The 16,861-nt window shown below is 68.3% G+C and carries 17 protein-coding genes and 1 pseudogene; 11 read left to right on the forward strand and 7 right to left on the reverse strand.

The window, feature by feature from the left end; genetic code table 11:
- Nucleotide 1: 1 nt before the first annotated feature.
- The 7 genes from OHA25_RS02925 (at nucleotide 2) to OHA25_RS02955 (ending at nucleotide 7,883) form a co-directional block, all read left to right on the forward strand.
- A complete protein-coding gene (locus OHA25_RS02925) occupies nucleotides 2–823 on the forward strand; it encodes a carbohydrate ABC transporter permease (protein WP_305914595.1) in 822 nt (273 codons plus the stop codon).
- Nucleotides 820–2,154, forward strand: coding sequence for a GH1 family beta-glucosidase (locus OHA25_RS02930; protein WP_327586083.1), 1,335 nt, complete (start codon nucleotides 820–822; stop codon nucleotides 2,152–2,154). Before OHA25_RS02925 ends, OHA25_RS02930 begins: the two co-directional genes overlap by 4 nt.
- Nucleotides 2,151–3,143 carry a LacI family DNA-binding transcriptional regulator gene (locus OHA25_RS02935; protein ID WP_327586084.1) on the forward strand — a complete coding sequence of 331 codons (993 nt, stop codon included), beginning with the start codon at nucleotides 2,151–2,153 and terminating at the stop codon, nucleotides 3,141–3,143. Before OHA25_RS02930 ends, OHA25_RS02935 begins: the two co-directional genes overlap by 4 nt.
- Nucleotides 3,140–4,102 carry an aldo/keto reductase family protein gene (locus OHA25_RS02940; RefSeq protein WP_327586085.1) on the forward strand — a complete coding sequence of 321 codons (963 nt, stop codon included), beginning with the start codon at nucleotides 3,140–3,142 and terminating at the stop codon, nucleotides 4,100–4,102. Before OHA25_RS02935 ends, OHA25_RS02940 begins: the two co-directional genes overlap by 4 nt.
- A gap of 82 nt (nucleotides 4,103–4,184) precedes the next feature.
- Nucleotides 4,185–5,186, forward strand: coding sequence for a LacI family DNA-binding transcriptional regulator (locus tag OHA25_RS02945; protein ID WP_305914591.1), 1,002 nt, complete (start codon nucleotides 4,185–4,187; stop codon nucleotides 5,184–5,186).
- Between the two features lie 858 nt (nucleotides 5,187–6,044).
- On the forward strand, nucleotides 6,045–6,536 hold the full coding sequence (locus tag OHA25_RS02950; protein WP_327586086.1) for a hypothetical protein: 492 nt from the start codon (nucleotides 6,045–6,047) through the stop codon (nucleotides 6,534–6,536).
- 138 nt (nucleotides 6,537–6,674) lie between these two features.
- A complete protein-coding gene (locus tag OHA25_RS02955; RefSeq protein WP_327586087.1) occupies nucleotides 6,675–7,883 on the forward strand; it encodes a DUF6461 domain-containing protein in 1,209 nt (402 codons plus the stop codon).
- A gap of 266 nt (nucleotides 7,884–8,149) precedes the next feature.
- Here OHA25_RS02955 and OHA25_RS02960 read toward each other — a convergent pair whose 3' ends face one another.
- The 5 genes from OHA25_RS02960 to OHA25_RS02980 form a co-directional block, all read right to left on the reverse strand.
- Nucleotides 8,150–8,806, reverse strand: coding sequence for a response regulator transcription factor (locus OHA25_RS02960; RefSeq protein ID WP_327586088.1), 657 nt, complete (start codon nucleotides 8,804–8,806; stop codon nucleotides 8,150–8,152).
- Nucleotides 8,803–9,927 carry a sensor histidine kinase gene (locus OHA25_RS02965; RefSeq protein WP_327586089.1) on the reverse strand — a complete coding sequence of 375 codons (1,125 nt, stop codon included), beginning with the start codon at nucleotides 9,925–9,927 and terminating at the stop codon, nucleotides 8,803–8,805. Before OHA25_RS02965 ends, OHA25_RS02960 begins: the two co-directional genes overlap by 4 nt.
- A 22-nt stretch (nucleotides 9,928–9,949) precedes the next feature.
- Nucleotides 9,950–10,645 (reverse strand): hypothetical protein, encoded by a 696-nt coding sequence (locus tag OHA25_RS02970; RefSeq protein WP_327586090.1) that lies wholly within the window; start codon nucleotides 10,643–10,645, stop codon nucleotides 9,950–9,952.
- Nucleotides 10,646–10,864: 219 nt separating this feature from the next.
- The gene (locus OHA25_RS02975) at nucleotides 10,865–11,185 is read right to left on the reverse strand and encodes a DMT family transporter (RefSeq protein ID WP_327586091.1); all 321 of its coding nucleotides are present in this window, start codon (nucleotides 11,183–11,185) and stop codon (nucleotides 10,865–10,867) included.
- A gap of 26 nt (nucleotides 11,186–11,211) precedes the next feature.
- Nucleotides 11,212–11,556 (reverse strand): DMT family transporter, encoded by a 345-nt coding sequence (locus tag OHA25_RS02980; RefSeq protein ID WP_327586092.1) that lies wholly within the window; start codon nucleotides 11,554–11,556, stop codon nucleotides 11,212–11,214.
- 104 nt (nucleotides 11,557–11,660) lie between these two features.
- Here OHA25_RS02980 and OHA25_RS02985 point away from each other — a divergent pair, with 104 nt between their 5' ends.
- Entirely contained in the window at nucleotides 11,661–12,122 is a 462-nt protein-coding gene (locus OHA25_RS02985) for a MarR family winged helix-turn-helix transcriptional regulator (RefSeq protein ID WP_327586093.1), read from the forward strand.
- A gap of 93 nt (nucleotides 12,123–12,215) precedes the next feature.
- Here OHA25_RS02985 and OHA25_RS02990 read toward each other — a convergent pair whose 3' ends face one another.
- Complete coding sequence (locus OHA25_RS02990; RefSeq protein WP_327586094.1) at nucleotides 12,216–13,991, reverse strand: hypothetical protein; 1,776 nt, start codon at nucleotides 13,989–13,991, stop codon at nucleotides 12,216–12,218.
- A gap of 321 nt (nucleotides 13,992–14,312) precedes the next feature.
- Between OHA25_RS02990 and OHA25_RS02995 the strand changes: the two genes are divergently transcribed.
- From OHA25_RS02995 to OHA25_RS03005, 3 genes and pseudogenes are all read left to right on the forward strand, one after another.
- On the forward strand, nucleotides 14,313–14,846 hold the full coding sequence (locus OHA25_RS02995) for a hypothetical protein (protein ID WP_327586095.1): 534 nt from the start codon (nucleotides 14,313–14,315) through the stop codon (nucleotides 14,844–14,846).
- 336 nt (nucleotides 14,847–15,182) lie between these two features.
- A complete protein-coding gene (locus tag OHA25_RS03000; protein WP_327586096.1) occupies nucleotides 15,183–15,758 on the forward strand; it encodes a GNAT family N-acetyltransferase in 576 nt (191 codons plus the stop codon).
- Nucleotides 15,759–15,994: 236 nt separating this feature from the next.
- Nucleotides 15,995–16,171, forward strand: a pseudogene (locus OHA25_RS03005) (helix-turn-helix domain-containing protein); the annotation flags it as partial.
- Nucleotides 16,172–16,225: 54 nt separating this feature from the next.
- On the opposite strand, the gene OHA25_RS03010 reads toward OHA25_RS03005, so the two are convergent.
- The gene (locus tag OHA25_RS03010; protein WP_327586097.1) at nucleotides 16,226–16,810 is read right to left on the reverse strand and encodes a TetR/AcrR family transcriptional regulator; all 585 of its coding nucleotides are present in this window, start codon (nucleotides 16,808–16,810) and stop codon (nucleotides 16,226–16,228) included.
- Between the last annotated feature and the right edge of the window lie 51 nt (nucleotides 16,811–16,861).

The following is a 16,861-nucleotide window of genomic DNA, read 5'->3' on the forward strand; positions in this document are numbered from 1 at the left end:
CATGCGAAACTCCGGACCCCTGGTCTACCTCACGCTGCTGGTGGCAATCGCCCTGTCGGTCTTCCCGCTCTACTGGCTGTTCGTCGTGGCCACCCGGGCCAACGACGTCGTCGGCGACTGGCCGCCGCCGCTCACCCCGGGCGGCAACCTGGGCGAGAACGTCACGCGGCTCTTCGCGGCCGAGGACGCCAACTTCCTGCTGGGAATGGTCAACTCCGCGATCGCCTCCATCACCGTGACCGTGTCGGTGGTGTTCTTCTGCTCGCTGGCCGGCTTCGCGTTCGCCAAGCTGCGCTTCCGCGGCAGGAACGCGCTGTTGCTCGTCATCCTGGCCACGATGATGATCCCGGTCCAGATGGGCATCATCCCGCTTTATATGATCATGGTGGAGCTCGGCTGGCAGAACCGGCTGCAGGCGGTCATCGTGCCGTTCCTGGTCTCGGCGTTCGGTGTCTTCCTGATGCGGCAGTACGCCGAGCGGGCCGTCCCCGACGAGCTGGTCGAGGCGGCGCGGGTGGACGGCTGCTCGACCTTCGGCATCTTCTGGAAGGTCGTGCTACCCGCGCTGCGGCCGGGCGCCGCCGTGCTGGGGCTGTTCACCTTCATGGGCACCTGGAACGAGTTCCTGTGGCCGCTGGCCGTTCTGGAGGCCGACAACCCGACCGTCCAGTTCTCGCTCAGTCAGTTGTCCAGCACGTACTACACCGACTACACGCTCATGTTCTCCGGGACGCTGATCGCCACGCTCCCGCTGCTGGTCGTCTTCATCGCGTTCGGCCGCCAGATCATCGGCGGCATCATGGAAGGAGCCGTCAAGGCGTGAACACGTTCGATCCTGGCTTTCTCTGGGGGGCCGCCACCTCGAGCTACCAGATCGAGGGGGCGTCCGCCGAGGACGGACGCGAGCCTTCGATCTGGGATGTCTTCGCCGCGCAGCCCGGCAACGTGCGCGACGGCGACACCGGCGACGTCGCCTGTGACCACTACCACCGCTACCGCGACGACGTCGCCCTCATGGCCGAGCTCGGCCTGCGCGCCTACCGCTTCTCCGTGGCCTGGCCGCGGGTGCAGCCGCGCGGATCGGGTGCCGTCAACCAGCGCGGCCTGGACTTCTACCGGCGCCTCGTGGATGAGCTGCTGAGCCGCGGGATCGAGCCGTGGCCGACGCTGTACCACTGGGACCTGCCCCAGCCGCTGGAGGACGCCGGTGGCTGGCCCGTGCGGGACACGGCCCTGCGCTTCGCCGACTACGCCGCCGCCGTGCACGACGCGCTGGCCGACAGGGTGACGCACTGGACCACGCTCAACGAGCCCTGGTGCTCGGCCTTCCTCGGGTACGCCACCGGAGAGCACGCGCCGGGCCGGCGTGAGCCTGCCGCCGCCATTCGTGCCGTGCACCACCTGCTGCTCGGTCACGGCATGGCGGCGAGCGCCATGAACGGCTCGCGGGTCGGCATCACGCTGAACCCCACCCAGGTGCGCCCGGCCACCGGCTCGGCCGAGGACCTGGACGCCGCGCGCCGCATCGACGGCGTGGCCAACCGGATCTTCCTGGACCCGCTGTTCCGGGCCGCGTACCCAGCGGACGTTATCCAGGACCTGACCAAGATCACCGGCTTCGAGCACGTCCGTGACGGCGACCTGAAGGTGATCGCCGCGCCGCTGGACTTCCTCGGCGTCAACTACTACACCCCGGCCATCGTCTCCGGCGACGGTCCCGCCCACCCGCCGGGCAAGCCGAGCCCATACGTCGGATCGGAGACGGTGCGGTTCGTAGACGGCGGGCGGCCGCGGACCACCCTGGGATGGGAGGTCGACGAGAGCGGGCTGTCCGACCTGCTCGTGCGGCTCGCCCGCGACTACCCGGTGACCGCCCTCTACGTCACCGAGAACGGCGCGGCCTACGACGAGGAGGTGCACGACGCCGACCGGATCGCCTACTTCGATGGCCACCTGCGCGCCTGCCACGACGCCGTGGGACAGGGGGTGCCGCTGCGCGGCTATTTCGCCTGGTCTCTGCTGGACAACTTCGAGTGGGCGCACGGGTACGCCCAGCGGTTCGGCCTGGTTCACGTCGACTTCGCCACGCAGCGCCGTACCCCCAAGGACAGTGCACGCTGGTACGCCGAGGTGATCAGGAGCGGTGGGCTGTGAGACCCACGATCGAGCAGGTGGCCGCGCACGCGGGAGTCGGCCGGAGCACGGTCTCCCGCGTGCTCAACGGCTCCCCCAAGGTGCGCCCGAAGACCAGGGTCACCGTGCAGAAGGCCATCGAGGAGTTGCGCTACACCCCCAACCGGGCCGCGCGCTCGCTGGTCACCCGGCGCACCGACACAGTCGCGCTGGTCATCTCCGAGTCTCCCGAGCGCGTGTTCAGCGACCCCTTCTTCGCGGGCGTCGTACGCGGCATCGCAGCTCAGCTGACGTCGTCCGGCAAGCAGCTGCTGATGACCATGGCCCGGTCGAGCAGCGAGCGCTCAGCCTTGGAGGCCTATCTCGGGGGCGGCCACGTGGACGGCGTCCTGCTGCTCTCACTGCACCACGAGGATCCGCTCCCGTCCCACCTGGGTGAGCTCGGCGTCCCGGCGGTGCTGGGCGGCAGGCCACTCGATCCCGCTCTCGCCGCTCATGTCGTGGACGTGGACAACCAGGCGGGAGCGTACCTGGCGGTGCGGCACCTGATCGAGCGGGGACGGCGACGGATCGCGACCATCACGGGGCCGATGGACATGCTCGTGAGCGTCCACCGGCTGGGCGGCTACCGTGATGGCCTGACCGCCTCCGGGATCGAGGAGAGTTCCGATCTCGTGGCGGACGGGGACTTCAGCGAGCAGAGCGGCGCCGTAGCCATGCGGGCACTGCTCGCCCGCAGGCCCGACCTTGACGCGATCTTCGCCGCCTCCGACCTGATGGCCCTGGGCGCGCTGCGGGTGCTGCGCGAGGCAGGCCGCGCCGACGTGGCCGTCGTGGGCTTCGACGACTCGCCACTCGCCGAGCAGGCCGGGCTCACCTCGGTCCATCAGCCGGTCGAGGACATGGGCCGGGAGATGGTCCGCCTGCTCCTCGAGCTGATCGGCGGCGGGAGGCCGAGCCGATCCGTCCTCGTCCTCACCCCGCACCTCGTGACAAGGGAGACTTCATGAAATTTCGCCATCTGGGGCACAGCGGGCTCATGGTCAGCGAGATCGCCTACGGCAACTGGCTCACCGAGGACACCGTCGAACCCTGCGTGCACGCCGCCCTCGACGCCGGGATCACCACGTTCGACACCGCCGACGCCTATGCCGAGACCCGGGCCGAGGAGGCGCTCGGCCAGGCGCTGCGGGGCATCCGCCGCGATTCGGTGGAGATCCTCACCAAGATCTACTGGCCCACCGGCCCCGGCCCCAATGACCGCGGCCTGTCCCGCAAGCACATCATGCGCTCGATCGACGGCTCCCTGCGCCGCCTCGGCACCGACTACGTGGATCTCTACCAGGCGCACCGCTACGACTACGCCACCCCTCTGGAGGAGACCCTGCGGGCCTTCGACGACCTGGTGCGAGCCGGCAAGGTCCTGTACGTCGGCGTCTCCGACTGGACGGCGGAGCAGATCGCCGACGCGCTGCGGATCGCCGACGACCTGGGCCTGGATCGGATCGTGTCCAACCAGCCGCAGTACAACATGCTCCGCAGGGTCATCGAGCCGGAGATCCTCCCGCTGTGCGCCAAGGAGGGTGTCGGCCAGCTCGTCTACCAGCCGATGGCCCAGGGCGTGCTGGCTGGGCGCTACTCCCCCGGCCAGGCGCCGCCCGCCGAGGCGCGCAGGGAGTTCGTGGACCGGCTGCTGACCGATGACGTCCTGACGCGTGTGGAGCGGCTCCGCCCGATCGCGGCGGACCTCGGGCTGACCATGGCGCAACTGGCGATCGCCTGGGTGCTGCGCGGTCCCGGGGTCTCGGCTGCGATCGTCGGCGGCTCGCGGCCCGAGCAGGTGCACGACAGTGCGGCGGCATCCGGGGTGACCCTCGGAGACGATGTGCTCGGCGCGATCGACGAGATCTTGGACGACGTGGTGGAACGCGTGGCGGATGGGCCGTTCAGCCCGCTCACCAGGCCCTGATCGCGATTGGGAGCGCTCACAGTGTGAAAGCCTGGTACGCTCCGCATGACCAGCATGTACACGCTTGGGAGCGCTCCTAAAAATGACGGATCGGCAGCCGACGCTGGACGAGGTGGCCCGGCGGGCGGGAGTGTCCAGGGGCACGGTGTCCCGGGTGATCAACAACGCCCCGCATGTCAGCCGGGCCGCGCGGCAGGCCGTGGAGCGGGCCATCAAGGACCTAGGCTATGTGCCCAACGTCGCCGCCCGATCCCTGGCCACCCAGCGCAGTGGCGCGGTCGTGCTGGCGGTCTCCAGCGATGACCAGGCACTGTTCACCAACCCCTTCTTCGCCGAGGTCGTCGTCGGGGTGAACGCCGTCCTGGAGGAAACCGACCTTGAGCTGCTGCTGATCCTGGCCGCCTCAGAGCGCGGCAGGAGCCGGCTGGCCCGTGTCCTGCAGTCACGCAGGGCCGACGGTGTCATGCTGCTGGCCCTGCGGGAAAACGACCCCCTGGCAAAGGTGGCCGCCGAGGGCGGCGTCCCCGTGGTATACGGCGGACGCTCCCTCGGCGGGTCTCACCACTGGTACGTGGACGCCGACAACCGCGACGGCGCGCGCCAGGCGGCCGAATACCTGATCTCCACCGGCCGCACCCGGATCGCGACCATCACCGGGCCGCTCGACATGCACGTCGGCCTTTCCCGCTACCTCGGCTTCCGCGAGGCGCTGGCGCTGGCCGGGCTCGGAGCCGAGCGAGTCGCGCACGGCGACTTCACCGAAGCGAGCGGAGCCGCTGCGATGGCTCGCCTGCTGACCGAGCACCCGGACCTCGACGCCGTGCTGGTCGCCTCCGACGAGATGGCCGTGGGCGCGCTCGGCGTGATAAAGGAGCACGGCCGGGCCGTGCCCGGTGAGATCGCAGTCGTGGGGTTCGACGACGTAGTGACCGCCCGGCACACCCATCCCACCCTGACCACGGTGCGCCAGCCCATCAAGGCCCTCGGCCGCGAGATGACCCGCATGCTGCTCGCCCTGATCCGCGGCGAGCAGCCCACCCCACTCATCCTCCCCACCGAACTGGTCATCCGCGAGTCCGCTTGAACTCGTATCGCGAGGCGGCGCCGCTCGCGAGCGCGCGTCCTGTTCGGCCGCTACTCGTATCCCATGGTCGGGATGACATCTGGTGTCGAGATCGGCGTTCGCCTTCCAGGCGAGCCATCGGTCATAGACCGGCTTGAGCCAAGCGAGCGCACCGTCGACCGTGGACGGCGCCCATGGCTGGTCGACGTGCGACGCAACCACCGCGACCGGGTGGCGCTTGACGTGGACGATGGTCGCTTCAGGGACGAGTTCCCAGAGGAAGATCCATGCACAGAAGGTTGAACGGCGTCTTCTCGCACCAGGTCGGGCTTTCCCGCGTCGGCAGCCCGCTCGCGACGCAGCCGTCCCACCGCGTCCCAGTAGTGCCGCTCACCAATGGCCTCAGGAACGGTATGACCACGATCGATGTGTCTCCTGCCGACCAGTCGCACCGTAAGAGGGTCGCTCAGCCTGCGGAGCGCGTCGTCCCCGACGTAAGGGTCGTACCGAATCGTGAGTGCATCCGCCAAGTCCCTAACGCCGCCCGGGTCGACAATGAACCTGGTCTCGATCGGAATCCTGTGGATCTGCGGGTGTTCGCCGAGAATGTTCGCGAGCTGCGATGTTCCTGACCGACCGGTGCCAGCGACGAAGATCCGCGACGGATAGGCCACGGCGACATACTCAACTCGCGACTGGCCGATGTGTCAGGTGAATAGCCACTGGCCCCTGGGCTGGCTCCCGCGAGGCTCAAGACGCGCCGTTGACGCCATCCATGGTGCCGGCCAATGTGGCCGAAAAGTTGGCCAGCGTGGGGTCGCCGTAGCGACGATTCTGGCACCGTTGTGAGGGGCGAGCCGGCACCGATGGGAGAGGCCGATGATCATTGACCCAACGATCACCCGGATCGGCCAGGGGGTGGAGCTGCACCACCACCGAGGTCAGCGTGAGGCCGCTCGCGACCTGTTCGCGCAGATCTGGGACGACATCGGCGGCGAACAAGGCGACCCGCTGCACGTTTGCGTCCTTGCCCACGCGATGGCGGATGTGCAAGACGACGTGCACCAAGAGCTGCTTTGGGACCTGCGAGCGCTTGCCGCCGCCGACCTGGTCACCGATGAGCAGCTGACGCAAGCCGGAGTAACGCTTCCGGCGGCCGGCTTGTACCCGTCCTTGCACCTCAACTTGAGCGAGTGCTACCGCAAGCTGGGCGATCTCGGCCGCGCCCGTGAGCACCTCCAGCAGGCGCAAACCACGATCGGCACGCTTGGCGACGACGAGTATGCGCAGCTCATCAAGGGTGGCCTGGAGCGGCTGGCCGAACAGCTGAGAGGCGGGCCTCTACCGGAAAAAGGGCCACGGACGCCATAGGAGTCTCGTCCATCGTCCCGGATCCGAGGTGGAGCTCCTGGCCGGACGCGCATCGAGCCGATCTTCCCTGCCGTCGGGGATGTCGGATCCGCCTGCCATACTCACCGTGATCATGAAAGGAAAGAACCGGGGAGACCGATGCGCAAGATCATGCCCGCGGATTACGCGTGGGAGGACAACTGGCCGGAGGAGATCTACACCGCCACCTTCGTCCGCGGCCTGAACGAGCGCGAGACGCTCCGGCGGTTCGGCGTGGTCGACGACAACATCCATCCAGTGGACGACGAGGAGGTCATGGAACGCATCGAGGAGACTGACGGCTGCTGCGACATGGTGCTGGTGACCCGGGCCGGCGACTGGACGATCGCTTTTGAGTACAGCGGCTGGGAGGGGACCCGGCCCGAGACCCTGCGCGAACTGACCCGCAACGGGGGTGAGGCCATCTCCGTCATGCGCCACAACTACGCGGCGTCGCATGACTTCGAACACGCCGCAGACGGCCGGATTCGGACGGCCTTTCGCCCGCAGACGCCCCAGGAGCGCTGGGGCAGCCATCCCGACGCGCTGAATGAGGACATGCGCGAACTAGGCCTGGAACCCGAACCAGATGAAGAGTTCCAATACCTGTCCGGCTCCGTTCCTGCCGCCCTCGCGCTGGCCAGTCGTATCTCCGGCGTGCTGTTCACCCCCGCACTGCTGGACGGGCCGCTGCTGGGCGGGGCCATCACCGACGCGGTTCCCGACGATCCCCGGGAAGGTGACCCACTCGCCCGGCACGCCCTGCGGGTCGTCAACCGGGAGCTCGCCGAGGCCATCGACAATGCCGCCCCTGACCTCCAGCGGCGGGCCGCGGTCGCCGAAGCCCGCCGCCAGTGCGAGCTGGCCGGCGTGGCCGACCACCCGGTGCTCGCCGCGGCGCTGGCTTCGGCCGAGCGGGGCGAGACGTGGCCGGTCGGGCACGACTCCCCGCTCGCCGAGCTCATCCGCGGCTACGAGTCGGAGCTGACCGGCCATCCGATCGACGGGGCCATCGGCGAGTGGATGGCCGGCCCATCTGCGGATCCGCACCGCTCCCCCGAGGGCAGGCGCACCATCTTCTCCATCGATACCGCGACCGGCATGCCGGCCTGCCCGAGCTGCAGGTGGCATCACCGCCCGGGCGAAGCGGAGCGGGAGGCAGTCCGGCCGCGCTGGCAGGCGGTGATATCAGTACGCCACGCCCTGTCACCCGACGCCAGGACGGCCGCCTACAGCACCCACTTCGCCCTGGTCCACGGGGATCAGGTCATGACCGACCCCGACCACGCGGCGGCCGTGGCCGCGACGCTGCGCGCCGCCTCGACATAGCAGACCCCGATCCTGCAGATCAGGAGACAGGAAATGCGTGGCAGACGCCGGCTCCCTCGACCCCACGGCTCGTGAGCCAACCGTAACGGTGAACCCGTCTTTCTCCAGGGCCGCGCGGCGAACGTCTCAGGTGGCCCTGAACCTGATCAGCGTGCTCCCCCGATCGACAACCCCTCCCAGCGCAGCAGCAGCTGAGCGTGCGGGAGTCACAGCGCCGACCGGCCCACAAGATCTGCCACGGCAACCAAGCCGCATGCCCTGGCTGGTCAGACGAGGCCGGTCTCGTAGGCGATGATCACCAGCTGGGCGCGGTCGCGCGCCTGGAGTTTGGCCAGCAGCCGGCCGATGTGCGTCTTGACCGTGGCCATGCTCAGCTGCAGGTGCTCGGCCAGCTCGGTGTTGGACAGGCCGTGGGCGATCAGCGCGAGCACCTCCCGCTCGCGTCCGGTAAGGCCGTCGAGGCTCTTGACCAGCCGATGCCCAGGTTGCGGCCGGCCGGCGAACTCCGCGATGAGCCGCCGGGTGATCGAGGGCCCGAGCAGTGCGTCGCCGTCGGCGACCACGCGGATGGCGTTGAGCACCTCAGCCGGAGGGGTGTCCTTGAGGAGGAAACCCGCGGCTCCTGCTCGAAGGGCCGCGTAGACGTAGTCGTCGAGGTCGAACGTGGTCAGGATGAGCACGCGGACGCCTGCCGTCGCCGGATCGGCACAGATGCGGCGAGTGGCTTCGATGCCGTCCACGTCCGGCATCCGGATGTCCATGAGAACGACATCCGGCGTGTGCTCGCGGGCCAGCTCGACAGCCTCGACACCGGTGGCCGCCTCACCCACGGCCTGGAAGCCGGGTGTGTGGTCGACGAGGACGCGGAAGCTGCCGCGCACCATGGCCTGATCGTCGGCGATCAGAACGCGGACGCCGCTCACGGACTGCCTTCCCCCTGGAGCGGAAGCCGTACTGACACAGCGAAGCCTCCCTCCTCGCGTGGGCCTGCGGTGAAGGTTCCGCCGTACATGAGGGCCCGCTCCCGTATGCCAATCAGGCCGTGCCCGCCTGGGAGCTTGCGGCGTGGGCCGCCGGGCCCGTCGTCGACGACGTCGATGGCGGCGCTACCGCCTCGGGCCGTCACAGTGACAATGCAGCGGGTCGGGGCGGCGTGCTTGACGACGTTCGTGAGTGCTTCCTGCACGATTCGGTAGACCGTCAGCTGCGTGCCCTCGTTGAGGCCCGCCAGCCCACGCACGTTCAAAGCGACCTCGACCCCTGCCCGGCGCGTCTCCTCCGCGAGCCCGTCCAGACCTTCGATGCCGGGCACCGGCCCCATCGGGGCGCCGTCGGTGCGCAGGACGCCGAGTGCGCGGCGCATCTGCGTCAGCGCCGACCTGCTGGTCTCCTCGATGACCTTGAGCGCGGTGCTGGCCTCCTGCGGGTCGTCCGCTGCCACATGCGCCGCGACACCCGCTTTGACGGCGATGAGGCTGAGGTTGTGCGAGACGATGTCGTGCATCTCGCGCGCGATGTGCAGGCGCTCGGCCACCAGCGCGTGCTCGGCCTTCCGACGACTGCCCGCTCGGCGGGAGCGGACGGTGAACCCAGCCGTCCACGCGCCGCCGATCACCATCAGCACCAGGGCGATCAGCCCGGCCGCGTCCTGCGCGCTGCCCGACGGGGTGATCATCGCCTCGCCGAGATAGACCCCTGCCGAAGCCACCGGGAGCGTGATGACCAGAGCAGGCACGGAACGGCGGGCAGGCTCCGCGAGCCCCACCAGGTAGGCGGCCAACCCCGCTGAGATGTACGGCTCGCGCGTCAGGTCGAGGATCGACGCGCTGGTGACGGCGGCGAGCACGACGCCGAGGACCGGCAACGGCCACCGGCGGCGCACCGCGATGGGCAGCCCAGCCGCCGCCGCGACGACCCAGGCCAGCCACGCTGGACCGCTGTAGGCAGGCAAGCCGTCCGTGGCGGGCGTGCGCGCGAAATCCAGGTAGGTCACGGTCACAGCTACGGCTGCCACCAAATCGACGACATACGGGAGCCGTTTCATGCGCCGACCGTATCGTTCCACGTCACCCCGCCTGCCCCAGCACGATCATCAGCCCGAGCGCGGCCAGCGTGATGGGCACCCATCGCAGCACGGCTGCCCTGCTTGGCCGCGGGGGAGCGTTCAGTACGGCCAAGCCGTACGAAACAAACGCGATCGCGAGCCCGGCCAAGGCCACCAGGGACAGCGGTGTGGTGCCCTTCAGCACTCCGAGCGGCAGAGCCGCCGCCGACGCCAGGGCCAACGCACGGATCGGGCCGAGCACTCCGGCGCGCCAGGCACCGAACGCCAAGATCGGCCAACCTGCCAGGATGGCGACATTGAGGAACGACAGCGGCTGGAAGGCGCCGTACGTCTCTGACACCACCTTCGTGGCGGCGTCCGCGCCCACGGCGTCGGTCAGCCGGAACGCCATGTGGTCGGCGCCCGCGTGTAAGACCCGGGCGAACAGCCCTGACATGGTGAAGAGCCCGCCCACCAGCCCCCATCCCGAGCCGATCGTGGCGGCGAGCAGAGCCACGGCCGGCCAGAGCAGGAACGTGCCGACCGCGATCAGGGTGTAGGAGGTGGTCAGCAGCGCGGGCTCACTCTCGTGCGCGGCGAGCTGAGCGGGGAAGAAGAAGTCGTACGGCACGCGCAACAGGGCCCCTGTCAGGAGGAACAGCGGTGCCAGCACCATGGTCACGCCACTGACCCAGCGGCCGGGAAAGGTGGATGTCATGTCCACGACTCTCTCGCGGGGGCTCGCCTGGGGCATCGGACCGTGGCTGGCTCTTTTGCGTCAGACCTGGGTATGACGTGGCCCCGGCCTGGGCGTACCGGCCGCTTTTAGCGCGGCGCGGTACGCGGTGGCGGGCAGCCCGAGCTCGGTGGCCAGGACGACGGCTTGGGTCACGAGCTCGGTGAGCCAGGCGGGTTGTGTGGCGTTCGGCCTCGCGGATCAGATTCCCGCGGCGCTCTTGAGGAGAACGACGCCGCCAATAATGGCGGCGAACGAGCCGAGCTTGGCGAAGGTGATCTTCTCCTTGTAGATGAGGGCGCCGAGAATGACCGTGCCGATAGAGCCGACGCCGGTCCAGATGGTGTAGCCGACGCCGACGTCCAGCGTCTTGAGCGCCAGGCTGAGGGTGAAGATGCCGCCAGCGGCCGACAGCAGCGTGAAGATCGACGGCCAGAGGCGGGTGAAGCCCTTGGTGGCGTTGGTGCCGAGGGCGAAGCCGATCTCGAAGACGATCGCGATGGAGAGGTAGATCCAGGCCATGATGACGTTTCCTCAGTTGGTGATGGTCAGGCGGCGGTCGGCTTGCCCGCGGAGAGGCGGTCGGAGAGCTTGAGGCCCAGCACGCCGCCGATGATCAGGACGAAGGCCAGCGCCTTCCCGATGGTGATCTCCTCACCGAAGATCACGGCACCCAGCACGACCGTGCCGACCGAGCCGATGCCGGTCCAGACGGTGTAGCCGACGCCGACGTCCAGCGTCTTCAGCGCCAGGCTCAGGAAGAAGATCCCGCCGACCGCCGCGGCGGCCGTGAGCAACGACGGCCACAGCTGGGTGAAACCCTCGGTGGCGTTGGTGGCCAGGGCGAAGACGACTTCGAAGACGGCCGCTATGAGCAGGTACATCCAGGCCATCGAGACTCCTATTTGTATGTATGTGCAAATGATTTACCGACGGGAAGGATGTTGCATGTACATGTATGCTTCTGTCAAGCCAGTCTCAAGAACCACGAGGTCCCATGGCCCCCACAGCGCCCGTCCCGGTCCCCGCGCCGCCCGTTTCGGACATCACCGCCACCTGGCAGCGCATTCTTCTGCTGCACGCCCACGTGGAGAGCAAACTCGCCACCGCGCTGCAGCGAAGGCACGGCATCGGCCTGTCAGAGTTCCGTGCGCTCGGCCACCTCGCCGCCTCCCCCACCAGCGAACTGCGCATGCAGGAGTTGGCCGACAAGGTCGGGCTCAACCAGAGTTCGGTGACCCGCCTGGTGGCGCGACTGAACGCGGCGGACTTCGCCTACCGGGATCTGTGCCCGGATGACAAGCGCGGCGTCTACACGGTCATTACCGAGACGGGCCGGGCTAGATACGCCGAGGCGAGCCGCACCTACGAGGAGACCCTGAGAGCCGCTTTGGAGGAAGAGGGACAGGCGGACCCGCAACTCGCCGCCGCCCTTACGGTGCTGGGCGCCGCGCACTGAGGGCCCTCGGCCCGACCGAGCAGGCCCTGTCCTGGTGGCTGTCTCCGCCGCCCATTGAAGAGCGACGGAGGAGAGTGTGCGCCCCGCCACCGCTCACGGCTTCAGCTTGAGCCTCTTCCTCGACGCACCCGGGAACACGACGACCAGGTGCTCCTCCCCTGCATCGCCGACCCGCACGTAGACACGGAGCCGGTAGCGGCCCTTACCCGCGATCGCCAGGTTCGGCATCGGGGCACCCGCGCCCACCTCTCCGCCCTCGCCCATGTACGGCACGGTGAGCCGGCCGCTGCGGCTGACGATCGACACCTCGTTGACCTGATCCCACCCGGCCGTCCGCTGTGGCGGCGCGGTGCGGAAGGCCTTCACCGTAAGGCACAGATCAGAGACGTCTTCGACGTGCCCGATGAGCACCGCGCTGCCGGCCACCCCGACGAGGGTGCTGTCGTCGTAAACCTTGTCCATCGCCTGCTCCGCCGCCTCGTCGGCGGCTTCGTCGTCGGGATCGTGGACCAGATAGCCGGGATCGCCGTCGACGAACAGGAAGTAGTTGGCCGTGGCCTGAACGACACCCTTCGTCCGGGCCCACGGGTCGCGGCACTTCGCGTTCTCCTCGGCGATATAGGCGGCGTTCGCCGCCTCCGTCTCCGTGGTCGACCGCAGCAGCTCGGGATGGGTGGCACCGACGATCTCCGGGCAGACGTAGACGAGGTCCCACGGGTCCACGCCCCAGGCGGGCCGCGTGCTCCCGGCCCGCGTCAGAATCGCCTCCTGCTCCTCGCGGTCCTTTGCACGGCACAGCGCCCGCCCGTACGCGAGGATCCCCTGGTCCGACATGCTGTCCGGGAACATGGGCGGGATTCCGGCCTCTGTGCTCCGCGCCCGGCACAGGAACGCGGCGTTGCGTTCCGCAGGTTTCAGGTCGCCGAAGCTGGGCCGGTCATAGCAGCCCATCGACCGGCCGGTGTAGGTGAGGTGCGCGGCCTGCTCCGGGTGGATCATTGCGATGATCGGCAGTACGGCCACGGCCGCCACCGCGACGCGGATCACGCGCCGCCGCGCCGGCGGAAGGTCCGCCGGGCGGTCCTCAGCGGGCAGTTCACGGGCGGTCGCCGCGATCCACACGATGGGGACGAGCCCCACCGCGTCCATCATGACCACCATCGCCGGATTGCCGCTGAAGATCCTTTCGGAGAGAAGGTTGAGCGGGATCACCAGCGCGTAAAAGCCCGCCGACAACCACCCGGCGACCTGCGTGCCGCGGCTCCACCGGCCGTCGCGCCGCTGCCCGACGACCGTGATGATGGTCGCCGCCACTCCGCTCAGCATCAAGCCCAGCTCGAGAATGCTGCCCGGTCCAAGCTCTGGGAGGTCGAGTTCGCCGAGCAGCGCATTGGCCATCCCGGCCAGCTCGACCGCGAACATCGCTCCGGCCGCCGCGCGCAGCACGCGGGACCGCCAGCGGATAACGAGCAGGTAGAGGACGTCGATCGCGGTCCACAGCGCGAGCTGGAATGCCGCCTCGACCGCGTCGGGGAGCAGCCCGATCGGATACCACAGCACGAGGGCGTACGCCACCGCCAGATACAGCAGTCGGCGCAGCGCCTTCGCCCGGCGGTCCAGCGGCCCCGGAGCGGGGGCACGCAGGATCAGCCACAGGAGCGCGGCCTTCACCAGGGCGGCCACGAGCAGCGCCACAACCGTCGGGGTGTCAAACCCACCGCGCGCGTAGAACTCCGCATAGGTCGGCGGCGTCCATTCGACGGCCACCCAGAGCCAGGTGTCGCCGAGCACCAGGCCCGCGACCGCCGCCGCAAGAACCAGGCCGACTAATCCAATCCTGGTAATCCGCCATAAACTATCCGGAAGCATGGGACGCGATCTTAGCGCGGCATCGCCGGGCAGGCGGGCACAGCGGAACGAGCGGTCCCTCCCCGCCGATCCCGCAAGGCAGAGCCAGCCACGATCATCCCGGAGCCTGCGGATTAAAAGACCGACCTTGGCTTGTTGCGGATGATTCAGTACAGTTCAACGGGCATGCGCGGTCCATCCTGAACGACACTAAACTCTCCAGAACCGCAACTGGAAATGCAACTGGGCGGGCGCTGACTCAGCGTGCCTCCCGGCCTCGATCAATCTCGCTACACTCCGTCTGGCCGAAATTGTCGGTGACGGACTCTATGCTTCCCGCCCATGAGCAGGGACGAGTCTTCTACCGTGCACACGAAACGGATGGACGTGGAGGTGGAGGACTGTGGTCAGGTCTACCTCCTGGATCGGGGCGACTACGAGGTCGCCGACAGGCCAGATGGCTCACCGAGCCTCTCCGTTGGGCTCATCAATGTGGAGGGGAGAGGCGTCGCACGCCTGAACATCGCCACGCAGTGGGGGGTGATTCCCTTCACGGTGACTGTCGCCGACCGGGATCCGGGCGCTGACCTTGACGGCTATGAGGAGATCGTGGAGATCAGTTTCGAGTCCCCGTCGGGCGAGGTCTTCCTGGTGGGGTGGCTCATGGATTGGGACGACGAAAAGGCACACAACCTTTCGCCGCTGCTTTCTGGTCCCGGCACGTACCGCTTGCGGTATCACGTCCGAGGAATGGATGAAGAGCGCTGCTGGGAAGATGACCACTACCTTCAGATATGGCCTGCGTCACAGCACGATTCTGCCGTGCTGAAAATTACGGGTGAAACCTTCCGGTATTTTCTGAAGCCTGAAACCTGACGTCAATCGAACCCGCGCTGTCAGCTTGGGAAATCGCAGGGATCTGGCATCTCCTCCTCAGCCGGATCTCGTAGTCGCCGGATCTCCGCGTAGATCTCCTGATCGCTGAGCACTGTGGCCACAGTCAGCCCCTGCGGCCCCGGTTCCTTGCGGCACTTGCCCCATGTGAAACAGAGTCCGGCCCACAGGTCGTTCAGCTCCTGTTGGATCGCATGGCGTTGCACTCTGCCAGAACCGATCCGGCGCCGTCCGCTTGGAAGTCAGAGAGATCATCAGCCGTTGCTCTGTGCTGCTGCCGTCAGCGTTGCCGTCAGTCCTGAGCTCTAGGCTCTGCTTATGAACGACCTAAGCCCCACAGGCGTAGAGCTGAGGACCGCCCGGCTGTTCCTGCGGCCCCCGACCGAAGCCGATATTGATGCGATCTTCGAGATTCACAAGGACCCCCAAACTAGCCTGCACAATCCCTCCGACGCGCTCGCCCAGCTCGACGAGGCAGAACAGCTCTATCAACGCTGGAACAACCAATGGCAGAGCTGTGGATACGGGTACTGGGTCGTCCAACGCCACGGTAGTGCCCAGCAACTCGGCTTCTGCGGAATTAAGCCCATGGAACTGCACGGCATGAAGGTCCTCAACCTCTTCTACCGCTTCGCCGTCTCCGCATGGGGCCGCGGCTACGCCAGTGAGGCCGCGACCGCGGTCGCCACCTGGGCATCCAAAACCGTCCCCGACCTCCCGCTAATCGCCCGCGTCAGGCCGGCCAACGTCGCCTCCCAACGCGTGGCGGTCCATGCCGGCCTGTCCCGGGCCGAACACCTCGACGAAAGCGGAGAGGACGGCCTCGATTGGATCTACGCGGCGAACCTGCCGGGCCGAACAGACCACCCACGAATCCCGGTGGGCCGGGGCTGAGGAACGAAGCCACGGACCGTCGATCGCCCCAGGCACGTACGGCTGCCAACCGGCTACGCCCCTTCGACCATGCCGGACGCCATTGCATCGCGGTCTGCGACCGAAGCGGACCTGGCCGCCATGACCGAGCTCGTCGGTGCCGCCTACCGGCCATGCCGGGCGTCCCGTAGGCCTGGGGTCGTACGGCGATCGCTAGGACCCGGCGGCCGTCAGAACATCGTGTTGTCGTCAGCGGACGCCTCGCCCGGGCACGGCACCTTCTGGAATCCACCGACCTCGCGGTGGACGAGATAGCCGCGCAGGTCGGCTTCGCCGCGGACACGTCGCTACGCCAGCATCTCCACGCCGCCATCGGCGCCTCACCGCTTGCCTACCGGCGCACCTTCCGGGGCGCTTTGTCATCGAACCGCTGAGCATCACCGTAGGTACCGCTCCTGAAGCGTGTCGCCGTCGGGTGATGCGGCGCGTCAGCTCTGTTGTGTGGCGTCCAGCAGCGTGAGGGCGTTGTGGATGCCTTGCTCGAGGACGGCGTCGGCGAGTTGCCGGTCGGCCAGGGCGCGGGAGAGTTGCAGTGTCCCGACCATTCCTGCGTAGATGGTGAGCGTCTTGACGCGTGCCGACTGCGGATCGTGCGGCGCCAGACGCGCGGTGAAGTCATCGATGATGTCCAGCACACCGTCGGTGTAGGCCTGCCTGGTCACGTCCGTGCAGCGGCCGATCTCGTCGAGCAGGGCGGCCGACGGGCAGCCTTCGCCGGGGTTGTCGCGGTGCTCGGGCGACAGGTACTGACGCACGATTTGCTCGACTCCGGCGCGGCCGGGCGCCACCGCGCTGAGGCTTTCGCGCTGTTCGCGGAGCTGGTCGGCGACGGTGGTGGCGACCAGGTCCTCCTTGGAGGCGAAGTGGGCGTAGAAGGCGCCATTGGTCAGTCCCGCGTCCGCCATGAGCGTGGCGACTCCGGAGCCGTCGATGCCGTCCTTCTTGAGCCGGCGGCCGGCGGTCTCGATGATCCGCTGCCTCGTCGCCTGCTTGTGCTCCTTGCTGTACCGCACCACGCGCTCCTCCTCCCGCCGGGGAGGACCCGACGCGTCCTCCCCACACCC

Source organism: Nonomuraea sp. NBC_00507 (assembly GCF_036013525.1).
In the GTDB taxonomy this organism is placed as follows: Bacteria; Actinomycetota; Actinomycetes; order Streptosporangiales; family Streptosporangiaceae; genus Nonomuraea.

Excerpts from the sequence above, each read along its gene's own strand:
- OHA25_RS02985 (WP_327586093.1), top strand. The coding sequence starts at position 11,661 with ATGGCCCCCACAGCGCCCGTCCCGGTCCCCGCGCCGCCCGTTTCGGAC.
- OHA25_RS02995 (WP_327586095.1), top strand. The coding sequence starts at position 14,313 with ATGAGCAGGGACGAGTCTTCTACCGTGCACACGAAACGGATGGACGTG.
- OHA25_RS03000 (WP_327586096.1), top strand. The coding sequence starts at position 15,183 with ATGAACGACCTAAGCCCCACAGGCGTAGAGCTGAGGACCGCCCGGCTG.
- OHA25_RS02970 (WP_327586090.1), bottom strand. The coding sequence starts at position 10,645 with ATGACATCCACCTTTCCCGGCCGCTGGGTCAGTGGCGTGACCATGGTG.
- OHA25_RS02975 (WP_327586091.1), bottom strand. The coding sequence starts at position 11,185 with ATGGCCTGGATCTACCTCTCCATCGCGATCGTCTTCGAGATCGGCTTC.
- OHA25_RS02925 (WP_305914595.1), top strand. The coding sequence starts at position 2 with ATGCGAAACTCCGGACCCCTGGTCTACCTCACGCTGCTGGTGGCAATC.
- OHA25_RS02955 (WP_327586087.1), top strand. The coding sequence starts at position 6,675 with ATGCGCAAGATCATGCCCGCGGATTACGCGTGGGAGGACAACTGGCCG.
- OHA25_RS02950 (WP_327586086.1), top strand. The coding sequence starts at position 6,045 with ATGATCATTGACCCAACGATCACCCGGATCGGCCAGGGGGTGGAGCTG.
- OHA25_RS02945 (WP_305914591.1), top strand. The coding sequence starts at position 4,185 with ATGACGGATCGGCAGCCGACGCTGGACGAGGTGGCCCGGCGGGCGGGA.
- OHA25_RS02965 (WP_327586089.1), bottom strand. The coding sequence starts at position 9,927 with ATGAAACGGCTCCCGTATGTCGTCGATTTGGTGGCAGCCGTAGCTGTG.
- OHA25_RS02990 (WP_327586094.1), bottom strand. The coding sequence starts at position 13,991 with ATGCTTCCGGATAGTTTATGGCGGATTACCAGGATTGGATTAGTCGGC.
- OHA25_RS02940 (WP_327586085.1), top strand. The coding sequence starts at position 3,140 with ATGAAATTTCGCCATCTGGGGCACAGCGGGCTCATGGTCAGCGAGATC.
- OHA25_RS02980 (WP_327586092.1), bottom strand. The coding sequence starts at position 11,556 with ATGGCCTGGATGTACCTGCTCATAGCGGCCGTCTTCGAAGTCGTCTTC.